This window comes from Streptomyces sp. AK02-01A, from assembly GCF_033795305.1.
Classification (GTDB): Bacteria; Actinomycetota; Actinomycetes; order Streptomycetales; family Streptomycetaceae; genus Streptomyces.
Map to the genome: position 1 here is coordinate 145,637 of NZ_JARBAE010000003.1, position 15,708 is coordinate 161,344.

At 70.5% G+C, this 15,708-nt stretch carries 13 protein-coding genes and 1 pseudogene; 11 read left to right on the top strand and 3 right to left on the bottom strand.

Features of this window, described 5'->3' with window-relative positions; genetic code table 11:
• From PV679_RS05545 to PV679_RS05575, 7 genes and pseudogenes are all read left to right on the top strand, one after another.
• Positions 1-1,167: an LLM class flavin-dependent oxidoreductase gene (locus PV679_RS05545; RefSeq protein ID WP_319678888.1), complete on the top strand. Its 1,167-nt coding sequence runs from the start codon at positions 1-3 to the stop codon at positions 1,165-1,167.
• A complete protein-coding gene (locus tag PV679_RS05550; RefSeq protein ID WP_319678889.1) occupies positions 1,164-1,943 on the top strand; it encodes an alpha/beta hydrolase in 780 nt (259 codons plus the stop codon). Before PV679_RS05545 ends, PV679_RS05550 begins: the two co-directional genes overlap by 4 nt.
• A 105-nt stretch (positions 1,944-2,048) precedes the next feature.
• Positions 2,049-2,585, top strand: a complete 537-nt coding sequence (locus PV679_RS05555) for a flavin reductase family protein (protein WP_319678890.1) — start codon at positions 2,049-2,051, stop codon at positions 2,583-2,585.
• A gap of 53 nt (positions 2,586-2,638) precedes the next feature.
• Positions 2,639-3,394: pseudogene (locus PV679_RS05560) on the top strand (YqjF family protein).
• 230 nt (positions 3,395-3,624) lie between these two features.
• Positions 3,625-5,424, top strand: coding sequence for a SpoIIE family protein phosphatase (locus tag PV679_RS05565; protein ID WP_319678891.1), 1,800 nt, complete (start codon positions 3,625-3,627; stop codon positions 5,422-5,424).
• Positions 5,425-5,918: 494 nt separating this feature from the next.
• Positions 5,919-6,869: a DUF1996 domain-containing protein gene (locus PV679_RS05570; protein ID WP_319678892.1), complete on the top strand. Its 951-nt coding sequence runs from the start codon at positions 5,919-5,921 to the stop codon at positions 6,867-6,869.
• On the top strand, positions 6,845-7,558 hold the full coding sequence (locus PV679_RS05575) for a DUF305 domain-containing protein (RefSeq protein ID WP_319678893.1): 714 nt from the start codon (positions 6,845-6,847) through the stop codon (positions 7,556-7,558). Before PV679_RS05570 ends, PV679_RS05575 begins: the two co-directional genes overlap by 25 nt.
• A gap of 160 nt (positions 7,559-7,718) precedes the next feature.
• Here PV679_RS05575 and PV679_RS05580 read toward each other — a convergent pair whose 3' ends face one another.
• Entirely contained in the window at positions 7,719-8,714 is a 996-nt protein-coding gene (locus tag PV679_RS05580) for an alpha/beta hydrolase (protein ID WP_319678894.1), read from the bottom strand.
• A gap of 258 nt (positions 8,715-8,972) precedes the next feature.
• Positions 8,973-9,758 (bottom strand): hypothetical protein, encoded by a 786-nt coding sequence (locus tag PV679_RS05585; RefSeq protein WP_319678895.1) that lies wholly within the window; start codon positions 9,756-9,758, stop codon positions 8,973-8,975.
• Positions 9,759-9,890: 132 nt separating this feature from the next.
• Here PV679_RS05585 and PV679_RS05590 point away from each other — a divergent pair, with 132 nt between their 5' ends.
• Positions 9,891-10,856 carry an SDR family NAD(P)-dependent oxidoreductase gene (locus PV679_RS05590; RefSeq protein WP_319678896.1) on the top strand — a complete coding sequence of 322 codons (966 nt, stop codon included), beginning with the start codon at positions 9,891-9,893 and terminating at the stop codon, positions 10,854-10,856.
• 83 nt (positions 10,857-10,939) lie between these two features.
• On the opposite strand, the gene PV679_RS05595 is transcribed toward PV679_RS05590, so the two are convergent.
• Positions 10,940-11,968 (bottom strand): LacI family DNA-binding transcriptional regulator, encoded by a 1,029-nt coding sequence (locus PV679_RS05595; protein WP_319678897.1) that lies wholly within the window; start codon positions 11,966-11,968, stop codon positions 10,940-10,942.
• Positions 11,969-12,239: 271 nt separating this feature from the next.
• On the opposite strand from PV679_RS05595, the gene PV679_RS05600 reads away from it, so the two are divergent.
• The 3 genes from PV679_RS05600 to PV679_RS05610 all read left to right on the top strand — a co-directional run bounded on the left by PV679_RS05600 (position 12,240) and on the right by PV679_RS05610 (position 15,687).
• Positions 12,240-13,550, top strand: coding sequence for an ABC transporter substrate-binding protein (locus PV679_RS05600; protein WP_319678898.1), 1,311 nt, complete (start codon positions 12,240-12,242; stop codon positions 13,548-13,550).
• Between the two features lie 176 nt (positions 13,551-13,726).
• Positions 13,727-14,743 (top strand): sugar ABC transporter permease, encoded by a 1,017-nt coding sequence (locus tag PV679_RS05605; protein WP_319678899.1) that lies wholly within the window; start codon positions 13,727-13,729, stop codon positions 14,741-14,743.
• Positions 14,744-14,760: 17 nt separating this feature from the next.
• The gene (locus PV679_RS05610) at positions 14,761-15,687 is read left to right on the top strand and encodes a carbohydrate ABC transporter permease (protein WP_319678900.1); all 927 of its coding nucleotides are present in this window, start codon (positions 14,761-14,763) and stop codon (positions 15,685-15,687) included.
• The last annotated feature ends 21 nt before the right edge of the window (positions 15,688-15,708 follow it).

Consider the following 15,708-nt stretch of genomic DNA (forward strand, 5'->3'; position numbering starts at 1 on the left):
ATGAGCGCTCCGACCGCCCCGGCCGCGCCGTCCGTCGAATTCATCGGCATGATCGGTACCCAGGACGCCTCCGAGACCAGGCCGCCCAGCGGTCCCGTGATCGACGCCGACTACACGGCACGCTTCGCCCGCGCCCACGAGGACGCAGGATTCGACCGGATCCTCATCGGCTACAGCTCCAGCAGGCCCGACGGTGTCCAGGTGGCCGCCTATGCCGCCGCGCACACCGAGCGGCTCGGCCTGCTGGTCGCGCACCGTCCCGGCTTCATCGCGCCGACACTGGCGGCACGCTCCTTCGCCACGCTCGACCAGTTCACCGGCGGCCGCGTCGCCGTACACATCATCACCGGCGGCAACGACACCGAGCAGCGCAGGGACGGCGACTACCTGGACAAGGAGGAACGCTACGACCGCACCGACGAGTATCTGACCGTCCTGCGGCGCGCCTGGTCGTCCGGCGAGCCATTCAGCCACGAGGGCCGCCACTACCGCTTCGAGGACTACGGCTCCGAGGTCCTGCCCGTCCGTGAGCGGGGCATCCCGCTCTACTTCGGAGGCTCCTCCGAGGCCGCGTACCGGGTGGGCGGCAAGCACGCCGACACCTTCGCGCTGTGGGGCGAGCCGCTCGCCGAGACCGCCGAGCAGATCGCCTCCGTACGCGCCGCCGCCAAGGCCGCGGGCCGCGCCGAACCGCCCGGTATCAGCGTGTCCTTCCGTCCCATCCTCGGCGCCACCGAGGAACTGGCCTGGGAACGTGCCCATCGCGTTCTGGACACCATCAAGTCCGGCGCCGGGAAGCCCTTCTTCGACCAGGCACGCCGCCACCAGGGGCAGCACGGCCCGCAGAACACCGGCTCCCAGCGGCTGCTCGCCGCGGCCGCCAAGGGCGATCTGCACGACCGCGCGCTGTGGACGCCGACCGCGACCGCCACCGGCGCGGGAGGCAACACCACCGCACTGGTCGGCACTCCGGAGACCGTCGCGCGGGCGCTGCTGGACTATGTCGACATCGGCGTGACCACGCTGCTGATCCGGGGCTACGACCCGCTGGACGACGCCATCGACTACGGCCGCCGGCTGATTCCGCTCGTCCACCAGGAACTCGCCCACCGCGCGGCCACCTCCGTCACCGGTCAGGCCCTCACCGCCACCGGGAGCGCGCGATGACCGCTCCGTACGGCGCGCCTGTCGTCAGCGCGCCCGCTTCCGTACACGGCTGGTGGCCACCGGCCGGTATCGCGCCGCGCGGCACCCTGATCCTTCTGCCGGGCCGGGGCGAACACCCGCTGGTGTACGAGCGGTTCGGGCGCCGACTGGCCGCCGACGGATATGTCGTCCAGGCGCTCGGTACGGCTCCTGACGACCCGGCCGAGGACGTGCTGGCACGGGCGGCCGACGCGGCGGGCCCCGATCCCGCCGCGCCCGTCGTCCTGGTCGGCAGCGACACGGGAGCCCTCCAGGCCCTGGGCACCGCCGCGTCCGCCGACCCACGACTGCCCGTGGAGGGCGTCGTTGTCGCCGGCGCCGCACCGACCGGCGCCGGTGCGCGGGCGGAAGGCGGAACCAGCACCTGGGACGATGAACTGGCGGCCCGTACCGCGTGCCCGGCGCACCGCAGGCGGCTCTCCGAGGACGAGGGCTTCGAGCGGGGCCGGCTCACCGGTCCCGTGCCGGCCGGTCTCCTCGCCGACGCGCGTCCCGGCTGCCCCGCACTGATTCTGCACGGCGAGGCCGACCCGGTCACCTCCGTGGACCAGGCCCGCGAACTGGCCGCGCGGCTGCCGCGCGCCACTCTCGCGGTAGTGCACGACGGACTGCACGACGTGCTCAACGACGCCTCGCACCGGACCACGGCCGCGGTGATCGTCCTGTGGCTGGAACGGCTGCGCGCGGACCCGGGACTGAGCCCGCTGCTGACCGTCGAGCGGGGCGCGGCCCTGTGAGCCACGCCGCGCCCGGCCCATGGCCCTGAGAGATCTCCTGGCCCCGAGAAGCCTCCGGCACGCCCGCCCGGACGAGACACACCACTCCAGACGAAGGGAAGCGGCATGACCGTGTCCACCGAACGCACCGCTGTCACCACTCCTGGCGACACCTCCGCCACCAGCGACGAGATACTCCGCCGCACCTTGCGGCGGCACGCGGCCGGGGTCACCGTGATCACGGTCCCGGGCCCGGCCGGTTTCACCGCGACCTCGTTCACCTCGGTCTCGCTGGAACCCGCTCTGGTCTCCTTCTGCCTCGGTCTGACGGCTTCGACGCTCGCCGCCGTGCAGAGCGCCGACCGCTTCGCCGTCCATGTGCTGGGCGCCGGGAACACCACGCTCGCCCGGCAGTTCGCGCGCAGCGGCATCGACCGCTTCGCCGGGATCCCGTGGACGGAGGACCAGGACGGTCTGCCCGTGCTGGACGGCGTCCCGGCGTGGCTCACCGCGCGGGTGACCTTGCGTCAGCGCGTCGGCGACCATGTCCTCGTGGTCGGCGAGGTCGAGTCCGGCGGTGGCCACGGTGAGGGCGACGCCCTGGTCCATCACGACGGCGCGTTCGCCACACCCGTACGCCTGCCTCCGCACGCGGGAGAGTGACCGGGAGAGGCGATGCCGGAGCGGCACTCTGCGATGCCGGCGGAGTGCCGCCCATCTCCGCACTCCCGGAGCCGGTCACGCCCGACCCGCCCCGGGACGAGCCGAAGCCGTTGCTCACCCAGTCATGGCTGGATGTGCCCTTTCTTCACTGGCCGGTCGATCCTGCGGCGGTGGCGCCGCCGCTGCCGCCGGGAACCGTCCCCGACACCCTCGACGGAGCGGCCCAGGTGGGACTGGCCGCCTTCCGTAGGCACCGGATCGGCTGGTTCCGTCTTCCCGGCCTCCCTTTTCTGGGCACCTTTCCCGAGACCAATGTCCGCCTCTCCTCGGTGGACGGACAGGGACGCGGAGGAGTCGTCTTCCGCTCGCTGGACGCCTCGCGTCTCATCCCGGTGGCGGTCGGCCGGGCGGCCTTCCGGCTGCCGTACGCCTGGTCCCGTATGACCGTCGAGCGGGACGGCGACATCCTCACCTCCTCCGGCCGGCGACGGCTGCCGGGACCCCGGGGCGCGCACAGCCGGATCAGGGTGCGGATAGGGGAGCGTGTCGCGGAGCCCGGCGCGCTGGAACATTTCGTGACCGCGCGCTGGGGAACGCACAGCACGGTTTTCGGACGCACGATATATCTGCCGAACGCACATCCGCGCTGACCGCTGCGGCGTGCCGAGCTGATCGACCGCACCGAGGACCCGGTGGCCGCGGCGGGACTGCCGGCGCCGGCCGGTGAGCCGGTGAGCGTGCTGTACTCACCCGGTGTGCCGGTCCGCTCCGGGCGCCCCGTCCGGATCGGCGGGCCCCCGGCCCGCTGACGCACCGGCTCCGAGCCGCCCGGCTGTCACGGTCCGTCGCAGGTCGGCGATCACGGGCGTGGCGCGCGCGTGATCGCGTACGGTGAGGCAGCCACCGCCGTCTCCGGCCGGCGGGGCCGGGACAGGGCTGCCGGACCGATACGTGCCGGAGAGGTACGAGACGCCGGCGAGCCCGTCGGGCGACCGGACCCGGTGGCGCGGCGCATACCGGCACCGGGCGGGTGGAGAACATGTCTGAAGAGGGAGCGGCACTGACTGGGGAAGCGGGCGGTGACCTGCTGTCGGCGCTGTTCGACCATGCCGCCGCGGGCATGTACGCCGTCGACGGCGCGGGGCTGGTGATCGCCTGCAACCCCTGGGCGGAGCGCGTGCTCGGTTATGAGCCCGGTGGCTTGACCGGGCTGGACGCGCGCGACGTACTGCGCCCCGCGCGGGGCGAGGCCCGGCAAACGCTCCAGCACGACGTGGTCCCGGGACGCGGGACGAACGGTGACCAGGATGTGCTGCTGCGCGCCGACGGCAGCCCGCTGCCCGTCTGGTGGGCGGCGGCGCCGCTGCCCCGAGGAGAGCACCGGGACCCGGGTGTGGTGGTGGTCTTCCACGACACCGGTGCGGAGCGGGCACGCGACGAACGGCGTTCCGATCGCTACGCGCACAGCGAGATCGCCCGTGAACAGGCCGAATTCGGCCTTGCCGAAGCCACCTGGCTCAGCGAGTTGACGCTGGCGCTGGTGAGCACGCTGGAGGCGGAGGAGGGGCTGGCGCGACTGGTGCGGCTGCTGGTGCCCCGGCTCGCCGACGCCGCGGTGATCGATCTGATCGTCGACCGCGGCCGCGTCCGGCGCACCGCCTGGACCCACCGCGATCCGGACCGCGTCCCGGCCGCAGTGCTGGAGGCCGACCCGCCGGTGTACGACGACACCTCGGCCGCCGCCCTGGCGCAGGTCCTGCGAGGCGGGCCCACCCAGCAGCTCTCCGCGCCGTTCGGTGCGGCACCGGCCCGGCGCGCGTCCGGACCGCGACCGGAGGAGGCCGACGCGCTCGGGCTCGCCACGACGGCGATGCTGACCGGCCTGGAGGCCGCGCGGGCACTGATCGTGCCGCTTCGACTGCGGAGCAGTACGTTCGGGGCGCTCACTCTGACCCGTGGCGCGGCCGGTCCGCCGTTCAGCGACGCCGACCGGGTCCTGGCCGAAGAGGTCGCCCGCCGCACCGCGCTCGGGCTCGACAACGCGAGGCTGCACGCGCAGCAGTCCGACATCGCGGCCACCTTGCAGCGCGCCCTGCTCACCGATCTGCCACTGGTACGGGCAGTGGAGCTGGCGGCCCACTACCGGCCCGCGGAGCGTACCGCCGAAGTCGGCGGCGACTGGTACGACGCCTTCCGGCTGCCCGGCGGTGACCTGGCCCTGGTGGTCGGTGATGTCACAGGGCACGACATCCAGGCCGCGGCCCGGATGAGTGAATTGCGCAATATGCTACGGGCGTTGGCCGTCGACCGCCCAGAAGAGGATCCGGGCGGCATCCTGGAGCGGCTGGACCGCGCTCAGGCGCACCTTGAGCTCGCCGATTCGGCCACCGCCGTACTGGCGCGGCTGCACACGGCGGAGGACGGCGGCCGGTGGCTGAGCTGGTCCACGGCCGGTCATCCGCCGCCTCTGCTGATCACCGCCGACGGCAGGGCCCGCTATCTCACCGAGGCGCACGCGATGCTGATAGGGCTGCGCCCGCACGTCTCCCGGCCCACGGCCACCACCGAGCTGCCGCCGGGAGCGACCCTCCTGCTGTACACGGACGGGCTGATCGAGTCCCGCACCCAGGACATCGACACCGGCCTGACCAGACTGCGCCGGTACGCCGCCGCCCATCACACCGACCCGCTGGACCGGCTCTGCGTCGACCTGGTCGGAACGCTCGGCGACACGCGTGACGACATCACCCTTATCGCCGCCCGCATCCCGCCCGCCTCGTCAGGCCCGGAGCACCTCGGTCCGTGTGAAACCGGAACCGCCCGGTCAAAACCGGAATGACTCCGTCCGTAGGTACTGGCGGGCCGGTGTGATTCGCTTGTCGAAGAACCTGTACGCGGTGATGGCGGGAAACGTTCATCAACTGAAGGCTGAACCAAGCTCGTCCGTAAGCCTCCGGCGTGCCGCGAGGACCGTCCGACGGCGGCCGACGGCCGCTTTCCCGGACCGTGACAGCCGCGACGTCACGGCGCTCACCTGCGGTGAAGCCCGTACGACGATCTCCGCCCGAGGCGTCCCGGCCGGCCGCGCGCAGCTCTCATACACCTCATCAGGTCGGTTAACGCCCTGTTTCCGAAAGGGATCTGACGTGTCGTCAGTTCCGGAACTTGACGCGACACCTTGACGACCTCTTGACCCCGCTCTAACGTCCGGCACTCAAGGGAGCCCCAGACGGAACTCCCTTACCCCCCACCAACGGATCCCTCGTACCGTCCGCGCCCCTGCCCCTGGCAGGGACGAGCCGTGCGCGGATCCTCGATCCCCATGGAGCGCCCATGAGATCATCGCGGTCCGAGAACGGCCGCCGCGTCCACAAGGGACGCAGGCGGGCATTTCTCGCCGGGTTAGTGGCGGTGTGTGCCGTCGCCGCCCAGCTCGTCCTAGGCTCCACGGGAGCCGTCGCTCAGCCGGACAGCGCGACCACCCAGCAGGCCGCGCCGGCGAAGGCGGGTGCGGCGGCCGATGTCGTACGCGTGGCCGAGTTCCTGGCCGAGTGCAAGTTCAGCCACCGGCTGCCGGACGACCCGATCGTTCTGCCCGGCATGCCCGGCGCCTCGCACATGCACAGCTTCTTCGGCAGCCATGCCACCAACGCGTACACCAACCTCGGAGACCTGAAGGGAGCCGAAACCACCTGTGACCCGGTGGTCGACCTTTCCTCGTACTGGGTACCGACCCTCTTCGTGAACGACCAGCCGGTCGAGCCCACCGGGACGACGTTCTACTACCTGGGTGAGGGTGTGTCGGACGACATCATCGCCCGCACCCAGCCGATACCCGAGGGCCTGAAGATCGTCGCGGGCAACGCCAAGGCGACCGGGCCGAACGACGGTGACACCCGGGCGCGCTGGTCGTGCCTGCACGCCGGCCAGGTCAACCCGTCGAAGGACTTCGTCAACTGTCCGGCCGGCACCATGCTGGAGTCGTACCTCGACTTCCCGCAGTGCTGGAACGGCAGGGACCTCGACTCGGCCGACCACAAGAGCCACATGTCCTACCCGGTGAACAACGCCTGCCCGGCGTCCCACCCCGTTCCGGTACCCAAGCTGCGCCAGGTCCTGCGGTACCCGGTCAACGGGAACCCGGCCGGATTCAGGCTCGCCTCGGGACCCGGATACACGATGCACGGTGACTTCTTCAACGCCTGGCCGGTCGGTGAGATGGAGCGCCGCGTCCGCGACTGCATCAACCCGATCATCAAATGCGGCGCCAACGGGCGTCCGTGATGGCGTGGGGCGGCGGTCGGCCGCACAACGGTGGGCCGCCGCCCCGTACCCGCCTCCGGCGGGACGGGCGCGGCGGGACCGCACTGCCCGTGCTGCTGATGGCGCTGATCCTCCTCGGGACGGGAGGCTGCGCCGACTCGTCGACGCCTCCGGGCGACGCGCCGTCGCGGACGGCCGCCGCGGGCCGGGCGGAAGACCCGGCAGCCGGTCCCGGGCCGTCCGCACCGGCCACCGGGACCGGAGGCTTCAACGCCACCGACCGGGGCTGGGCCCAGCTCATGGTGCCCATGAACGAACGGACCCTGCTGCTGCTCGATCTGATCTCCGACCGCGCGAGCGACTCCGGGCTGTCCGATCTCGCCCGGCGTACGACGGTGACCCACCGGGCCGAGCTGACCCGGCTCCGCACGGTCCTGAAGAAGTCGGGAGCGGAAGGGACCAATCCCCACGAGGGCCATGACATGAAGGGAATGGTCACCGACGCGGAACTGCGGACCGTCGCCGCGAGCCGGGGCGCGGCCTTCGACGACATCTCCATGACCTATTTCCGCGAACATCTGGAACAGACCATCCTGGTGTCGCGCGGCGAAGAGCACTCGGGCGCCGAACCGACCGCGACGGGTCTCGCCGCTGAGCTGGAGAAACGACGTGCCCAGCAGCTCGAAGAGCTACGGCGGCTGGGCGGCTGAGAGAGGCTCCGCGGGCACACACCGCCGAGCCGCGGAAGCCGCACCGGAGCGCCGCTCCTGGTCCCGGGCCTGAATCCCCCCGCCCGCCCGGGACCGGGAGTGGCTGAGTCTCTCCGGGAGCTGTACCGCGCCGCCGGCGGAGGCCGACGGCGACGGCGCGTCACGGTGCCAGGGACGCGACGGCGAATCCCAGTGTCTCGGGACTGCCGCAGTACGACAGCCCGGCCAGCGGACGGTCCGTGCAGAAGCGCGCGACAAGATCCGCGAAATCGGCGATCCGCTCCACCGGCGCGAGATGGTCGGTCTCGTCGATGGTGAGAAACCGCGCCTCGGGCAGTCGCGCGGCCACCTCGCGTCCCATCTCCGGAGTGCACAGGGTGTCGTGCTCGCCGGTGACCACCAGACTCGGCACGGCAGGCACCGGCTCCGGCCGGTACCACTCGTGGCGCATCAGCCGGGTGTTGTGCTCCGCCGACTTCCTCAACTGCTCGGGGTTCTGGCCGGCGATCTGCTGATAGACGAGCCGGGACACGGCGGCGTGCTTACGGACATGTCCCGTGCCGGGCGGCGACATGAAACGGTCGGCCAGCTCCCGGGCGATGGTCTCCGTCTCGCCGCGATCGATCATGACGGACCAGCGCTCCATCGCCGCCGCGTAGTCCGCCGGGATGCGCGTGGTCATGCCGACCAGCATCAGCCGGGCCAGCATCCCCGGACAGTGCTGGGCGAAGCGGAGCCCTACGGCGCCGCCGTAGCAGGCGGCGACCAGATTGACCCGCTCCACCGCGAGCTCGATGAGCAGATGCCGGACGGCGGCGGCGAGGAAATCCACTCCGTATGCCGCGGGCAGGAAGTCCGCGGTGCCGTAGCCCGGCAGGTCCACCGTGATCACCTGTCCCAGCGGACTCAGCCATTTCTCGTGCCGGACCCAGGAGTTGCGGTCCTGCGAGGAGCCGCCCAGCACGAGAATCGGCTCGGTCAGCGGATCGCCGTGGTCGACGACGCGGCAGGTGTAGCGGAAACCGTCGAACGTGAGGTCCCGTTCCTCGACCCGCCGGGCCGCACCGCTCCCGCTCTCATCGGTCGTCTGGCCCGGGATCGTCGGGCCGGCGCCGGGCGATTCCTGGTCCTGGGCGAGGACGGTGTCGAGGGACATGGATGACTCCAGGCTCTGGAACGGACAACAACGTCCCTGCCTAGCAGCCGGCGCGGCGCGACCGGACATCGCTTACCCGATCGTGGGCGGTTCGCGGCCCGTGATCCGCTGGTGGATTCGACAGTCGCTCAGCAGGACGGCGGATTCCCGCGCACGGCGGGGACGGCTGAGCGGGACCGGCGGGCGCGGACCGGACCCTCGTCGTTGTACCGTGCCGCGCCGGCCGTCCCGTACCCGGAGGGCTCCGTCGCCGTCCGCTCAGTCGAGCGTGCTCTCCTCGACATTCTCCATCCGGGCGTAGAGCACCCGCTCATTGACCTCCAGGTCGTTGATCAGCTTGAGCGAGGCGGCGATGCCGCTGCCCACGAGTTCGTCGCCGGTCTCGCCGTACTCCACCTGCACCAGCAGATTCGCGGCGCGTTCGTCATGAGCGCGGCCCGCCGGGTCCTGCCAGGTGCCGACCGCGCCGATCTCCGTGGCCGCCCGCAGGATGAACCCGACCGCGTGGCACTTGGCGCGGGGCATCGTGAGGGTGAGGAGTTCGCGCTCCGCGCGGAGCAGATCCACCGCGTCGTCGGCGTCACCGAAAAGCAGCGCGTACAGCAGGTCCTTCGCCTCGGTCAGCAGCGCCTCACCGGCGGGAGAGCGGTGTCCCGGCCCGATCAGCGCACCGCCCTTGGGCGGCGGGTCCAGCAGCAGGCCCTCGGCCTCCAGCCGTCCTCTGGTCCAGGACCGCAGGCGCGGGACCCGCTCATGGAGACCGTCCTGGCAGAGCTTCCAGGCCCTGACGCGCTCCCGGCGCCGCGCGCGGTCGGCGTCGCTCTCGGTGTCCGCCGCCCGTCCGCCGTCCGCGGCCGCCTCGGCACCGGCGGCGCGGCCGGACGCCGCCTCGGCGGGCGGTGCGTATGGACTGGGGAGCCGGGCGAGCAACTGCTCGGCCAGCCACTCCTTCGGTTGCTGGAGGAGTACGGTCCGCATTCTCGTCCGGAATTCCCCGGCGAGTTGGTCACCGACTTGTCGGGCCATGTCATCGGCAGTCACCATGCCCGCACCGTAGGGCCGTCCTCGGCGGCCTCACCCGCCGTTCTCCGGACAAACCCCTCGGCGGAGTGAACATGCGAAGGACTGATCGGTGCGCTTGACTTCGAGCGCGCTCCAATTCGTAGCCTTCACGTCATGACAACTCCTCAGCACAAGATCGGATCAGGGTTCGGAGCCCGGAGCACCGCGGAGGACGTGCTGCGCGGGATCGACCTCAGCGGAAAGCTCGCCGTCGTCACCGGAGGGTATTCGGGCCTCGGTCTGGAGACGACGCGCGCGCTCGCCGGCGCCGGTGCCCATGTCGTGGTGCCCGCCCGCCGGCGCGCGACCGCCGAGGAGGCGCTCGACGGCATCGACGGGGCGGAGATCGACGAACTCGACCTCTCCGACCTCGACAGTGTGCGCGCGTTCGCCGGACGCTTCCTCGCCTCGGGCCGCGACATCGACTTCATCATCAACAACGCCGCGGTCATGGCCACCCCGGAGACACGGGTCGGCCCCGGCTGGGAGGCCCAGTTCGCGACCAACCACCTCGGCCACTTCGCACTCGTCAACCGGCTCTGGCCGGCGATCGCGCACGGCGGCGCGCGGGTCATCTCGGTGTCCTCGTCCGGCCACCGCAACTCACCCATCCGCTGGGACGACATGTGGTTCGAGCGCGGCTACGACAAGTGGCAGGCATACGGCCAGGCGAAGACCGCCAACGCGCTGTTCGCCGTGCGGCTCGACGCGCTCGGCCGCGACGCCGGTGTGCGGGCGTTCTCGCTGCACCCCGGCGGCATCCTCACACCGTTGCAGCGCCACCTTCCCAAGGAGGAGATGGTCGCCGCCGGCTGGATCGACGAGGAAGGCAATCTGCTCAACCCGTCGTTCAAGACGCCGGAGCAGGGCGCGGCGACCCAGGTGTGGGCGGCGACCTCGCCTCAGCTCGCGGGCATGGGCGGCGTCTACTGCGAGGACTGCGACATCGCAGAGCCCGCGGCGGCCGACGGCTCGGCCGGTGGCGTACGCCCCTACGCGACCGACCCCGGCCAGGCGGCGCGGCTGTGGACGCTCTCCGCCGAGCTGACCGGCGTCGACGCCTTCGCACCGGAGGCCTGAGAGCTCACTCGGGCCGCAGACCATGCCGCCGCACCGCCCGGCCGGTGCGGCGGCGCCCGTCCGTCGTGGCGGAGCGCGGCCGGTCAGGTGGTCTGGCGGTGGGTGAGGGTCGTGGGCAGCATAAGACGGTGGCGTGGCCGGTTGGGGTCGTTGATCTCGTCGAGCAGAAGACGCGTGATGGTGCGTCCGATGTCCTCGGACGGCTGACTGACACTGGTCAGCGGAGGCACAGTATGGCGCGCGATGATCGAGTCGTCGAATCCGATCACCGCCACGTCCTCGGGAACACGCCGTCCGTGTTCGCGCAGTTCGGTCATCGCGCCCGCCGCCATGACGTCCGACGCGGCGAAGACGGCGTCGATGTCCGGGTGCCGGCCGAGGAGTTCACGCATGGCGGCGCGGCCGCCCTCCTCGGTGAAGTCGGCCGGCGCGACCAGTGATTCGAGCGGCTCGCCGCCGTGGTCCCTGTGCGCGTCGCGCCATCCCTGAAGGCGGCTGTGGCCGACGTCCATGTCGAGCGGTCCTGTGATGGTGGCGACGGTCCTGCGTCCCTGGTCCAGCAGATGCCGTACGGCCAGCGCCGCGCCGCCGACATTGTCGGAGTGGACATGGCTGAGCGGCTCGTCGGCCGAGCGGCGTCCCGCGAGGACGGTCGGTATCTGCGCCTTCTCCAGGAACGCGGGCAGCGGGTCGTCGCGATGGACCGAGACCAGCAGTACGCCGTCGACGCGGTGCGCCTCCACGAACCGTGTCAACCGGTCCAGTTCGCGCTGATTACGTACCAGGATGAGCAGCAACTGCATGTCGGTTCCGGCGAGTTCGGTACTCACGCCGCGGATGACGGCGGAGAAGTACGGCTCCGCCGCGAGCCGGCTCTCCGACTCGGGAATCACCAGCGCGATGCTGTCGGTCCGGCTGGTGACCAGACTGCGGGCGGCCGGATTGGGCACGTAGTTGAGCTCCGCGACGGCCGCCTCGACGGCGGCCCGGGCCTTCGCGCTCACCCCGGGAGCGCCATTGACGACGCGGGAGACCGTACCTCTTCCCACGCCCGCGAGTCGCGCCACGGCTTCAAGAGTTGGCCTCTGCCCCGGCCGTCTGCGGCTGCTCATTGCTTCTCCTGACTCCAGTCCCCGGTGCTGACCCCAAGTGCCCACCAGGCGGATTCTGCTAGGTGGCCGGCGTGCGTGGCAGTGCTGGGGACCGGCGGCCGGACACATTCACGCAACGGAACCGACTTCGGCTCTTGACACGACCCTGTGTCCCCGGAGAGTCTTCCACAACCCGTTGGGAGCGCTCCCAGTTTGGTTTGAACGGGTCTCATCCAGTCGATCGTGAGCCGCAGCAGGCGCGCGCCTGAGCGCCGCTGCTAGGAGGAAGCACATGGGCACTGCCCGTAATCGCTTCGGTTCCACCCTCGCATCCGTTACCGCGGCTGCAGTGTCCCTCGTTCTCGTCGCCGGCTGCGGAAGCGGCGACGACGCGGGCAAGGCGCGTACCAAGGACGGCAAGACCGTCATCAGCATGGGCCTGTTCGGGGTCATGGGGTTCAAGGAGACGGACCTCCTGGACCGTTACATGAAGGAGAACCCGGACATCCTGATCGAGGCCGATGTGTCCGGCGACGAACAGACCTACTACACCGCGCTGCAGACGCATCTCGCCGCCGGCAGCGGTCTGAAGGACATTCAGGGCATAGAGATCGGCCGGGCCAAGGAGCTCGTCGACACCCAGGCCGACAAGTTCGCGGACCTGTCCAAGACCGGGAACCTCGACCACTTCCTCCCGTGGAAGTCGAACCAGGTCACCACCAAGGACGGCAAGCTGATCGGTCTGGGCACGGACATCGGCCCGATGGCGGTGTGCTACCGCAAGGACCTCTTCGAGCAGGCCGGCCTGCCCACCGACCGCGCCGAGGTGGCGAAGCTGTGGGAGGGAGACTGGTCGAAGTACGTCGAGGTCGGCCGGACCTTCAAGCAGAAGTCCAAGGACAGCGAGGTGTCCTACATGGACAGCTCCAGCGGTCTGTTCAACGCGATGATCTACGGCGATGAGAAGCAGTTCTACGACAAGGACGGCAAGCTCATCTACCAGGACAACCCGGTCGTCAAGGACGCCTGGGCGCTGGCGTCGGACGCCGCGAAGTCCGGACTGACCGCCAAGCTCCGCCAGTTCCAGCCGGGCTGGGACCCGGGACTGTCCAACGGCACCTTCGCCACCACCGTCTGTCCGGCCTGGATGCTCGCGCACATCAGCGAGAAGGCCGGTCCGGCGAACAAGGGCAAGTGGGACGTCGCCAAGGCCCCGAAGGGTGCCAACTGGGGCGGCTCGTTCCTCGGTGTGATGGACAACAGCCCGGTCAAGAAGGAGGCCGAGAAGCTTATCGCCTGGCTGAGCGCACCCGAACAGCAGGCGTACATCTTCGAGAAGCTCGGCAACTTCCCCTCCTCGAAGACGGCGCTCGACATGCCGGAGGTCGCCAACGGCACGTCCGAGTACTTCAGTGACGCGCCGATCGGCCAGATCTTCGGCGACGCGGCGAAGGAGATCCCGGACGAGCAGGTCCTGGGACGCAAGGACGGCACCATCAAGGACACCTTCTCGGCCGGTCTGCAGCTCATCGAGGCGCAGGGCAAGAGCCCGGAGGAGGCGTGGAAGACGACGGACGAGCGTATCCAGAAGCTGGCTCGCTGACCGGACCGGCTCGCTCCTCCGATCCCGGCCCGGCTCGCCGGACCGGCCGGCCCGGCCGGGCCGGCCGGCCGGAGCCGTACCGGCGGCCGGCGCCCCAACCCGGCCCGGCCGCCCGGGCGGTCCTCCGACCAGCCCACCTTCACCGCCTCACGACGACTCCACGGAAGGAAGCCCGCGTGGCCACCTCCACCCCGGCAGCCCCCACGGGCGGGCAGCCGCACCCTGCTTCAGCCGGACTCCCCGGGAAGGGCGGCGCCGGCCGCGGCGGAGACCCCCGGCAGTCGCGGCGCAACATCCTCCACCGACTGGATCTGGGAGCGGTGCCGTACGCCTTCATCGCCCCGTTCTTCCTGATCTTCGGCGCCTTCGGTTTCTATCCACTGCTCTACACCTTCTGGATCTCGCTGCACCGCGTCGAGCTCTCCTCGATGGACATGATGGAGTGGCGGGGGCTCGCCAACTTCACGGAACTCTTCGAGGACGACCGGTTCTGGAACGCGCTCGGCAACACCTTCACCATCGGTGTCATCTCCACCGTCCCGCAGCTTCTGATGGCACTGGGACTGGCGCATCTGCTGAACTACCGGCTGCGCGGCTCGGTCTTCTTCCGGGTCGCCGTCCTGACTCCGTACGCGACCTCCATAGCGGCCGCCGCCCTTGTCTTCACGATGCTCTTCGAGCGTGACTTCGGCATGATCAACTGGGTGCTCGGCTTCTTCGGCGTGGACAACCTCGACTGGGAGAGCCAGAAGTGGCCGGCCCAGTTCGCCATCTCCACCATCGTGATCTGGCGCTGGACCGGCTACAACGCCCTGCTCTATCTGGCCGCCATGCAGGCCATTCCCAGGGATCTCTACGAGGCCGCGGCCATCGACGGCGCCTCCCGCTGGCAGCAGTTCCGCACGGTCACCGTGCCGGGAATCAGCGCGACGATCGTCTTCACGATCGTGCTGTCCACGATCGGCGCGACCCAGCTCTTCGGTGAGCCGCTGATCTTCGGCCAGGGTCCCAACGGCATCAGCGGCGGCGCCGACAACCAGTACCAGACGCTGGGGCTGCTGCTCTACGAAGAAGGCTGGAAGAACTACCAGATGGGCCGGGCGTCGGCGATCGCCTGGGCCATGTTCCTCATCCTCATCCTCATCTTCGTCCTTCAGCGCCTCGTCGCGCGCCTCAAGTCCCGTAAGTCCTGACAGGGAGCAGCAGCCCCATGACCACCGATATCGCACAGGTCCGGGCGGACGCGGTCGACCGGACTCCCCGCGCCACGCCGCCCGTTCAGCGCCGGTTCGGCCGCGTACTGCGTCCCGGCGCGGGCCGTCAGCACCACGCGGGACCCGTCGCCTATGTCCTGCTCGGCCTCGCCGCGCTGGTTTCCCTCTTCCCGCTGTACTGGACGATGGTGGCGGCGTCGACGGACAACACCCGGGTGTCCCAGACCCCGCCGCCGTTCCTGCCGGGTCCCAATCTGTTCAAGAACCTCGCCAAGGCGTGGCAGGACGCCGCGATGGGCCAGGCGATGGTGAACAGCCTGATCGTCGCGGGCGTGATCGCGCTCTCCACGGTCTTCTTCGCGACCCTCGCCGGCTTCGCCTTCGCCAAACTCCGCTTCAAGGGCCGTAACATCCTGCTGCTGCTGGTCATCGGCACGATGATGGTGCCGCCGCAGCTCGGAGTCGTCCCGTTGTTCATGATGATGGCCGACCTCGGCTGGGGTCAGTCGCTGCCCTCCGTCATCTTCCCGACGCTCGTCAGCGCGGTCGGCGTGTTCTTCATGCGCCAGTATCTGACGGAGGCTCTCCCCGACGAGCTGATCGAGGCGGGCCGGCTGGACGGGGCGCACTCTCTGCGGATCTTCTGGAGCATCGTCCTGCCGATCGCCCGGCCGCCGATGGCCGTGCTCTTCATGATCACTTTCGTGCACGCCTGGAACGACTTCTTCTGGCCCTTCATCGCTCTGGACATGACGAACCCCACCGTTCCGGTGGCCCTCACCCAGCTCAGCGCGGGCTATGTCCGGGACCAGTCGGTGATCATGGCCGGAGCGCTGCTCGGCACGCTGCCGCTGCTGGCGATGTTCATCGTCTTCGGCCGGCAGATAGTCGGCGGCATCATGCAGGGCGCCGTCAAGGGCTGACGGGCCGTCACGGCGCGCGCC

Bases quoted from the DNA above. Each gene is read 5' to 3' on its own strand.
- PV679_RS05545 (WP_319678888.1), top strand. From the start codon at position 1: ATGAGCGCTCCGACCGCCCCGGCCGCGCCGTCCGTCGAATTCATCGGC.
- PV679_RS05595 (WP_319678897.1), bottom strand. From the start codon at position 11,968: ATGAGCAGCCGCAGACGGCCGGGGCAGAGGCCAACTCTTGAAGCCGTG.
- PV679_RS05575 (WP_319678893.1), top strand. From the start codon at position 6,845: ATGCGGCGCCAACGGGCGTCCGTGATGGCGTGGGGCGGCGGTCGGCCG.
- PV679_RS05550 (WP_319678889.1), top strand. From the start codon at position 1,164: ATGACCGCTCCGTACGGCGCGCCTGTCGTCAGCGCGCCCGCTTCCGTA.
- PV679_RS05580 (WP_319678894.1), bottom strand. From the start codon at position 8,714: ATGTCCCTCGACACCGTCCTCGCCCAGGACCAGGAATCGCCCGGCGCC.
- PV679_RS05565 (WP_319678891.1), top strand. From the start codon at position 3,625: ATGTCTGAAGAGGGAGCGGCACTGACTGGGGAAGCGGGCGGTGACCTG.
- PV679_RS05600 (WP_319678898.1), top strand. From the start codon at position 12,240: ATGGGCACTGCCCGTAATCGCTTCGGTTCCACCCTCGCATCCGTTACC.
- PV679_RS05570 (WP_319678892.1), top strand. From the start codon at position 5,919: ATGAGATCATCGCGGTCCGAGAACGGCCGCCGCGTCCACAAGGGACGC.
- PV679_RS05585 (WP_319678895.1), bottom strand. From the start codon at position 9,758: ATGGTGACTGCCGATGACATGGCCCGACAAGTCGGTGACCAACTCGCC.
- PV679_RS05610 (WP_319678900.1), top strand. From the start codon at position 14,761: ATGACCACCGATATCGCACAGGTCCGGGCGGACGCGGTCGACCGGACT.
- PV679_RS05590 (WP_319678896.1), top strand. From the start codon at position 9,891: ATGACAACTCCTCAGCACAAGATCGGATCAGGGTTCGGAGCCCGGAGC.
- PV679_RS05555 (WP_319678890.1), top strand. From the start codon at position 2,049: ATGACCGTGTCCACCGAACGCACCGCTGTCACCACTCCTGGCGACACC.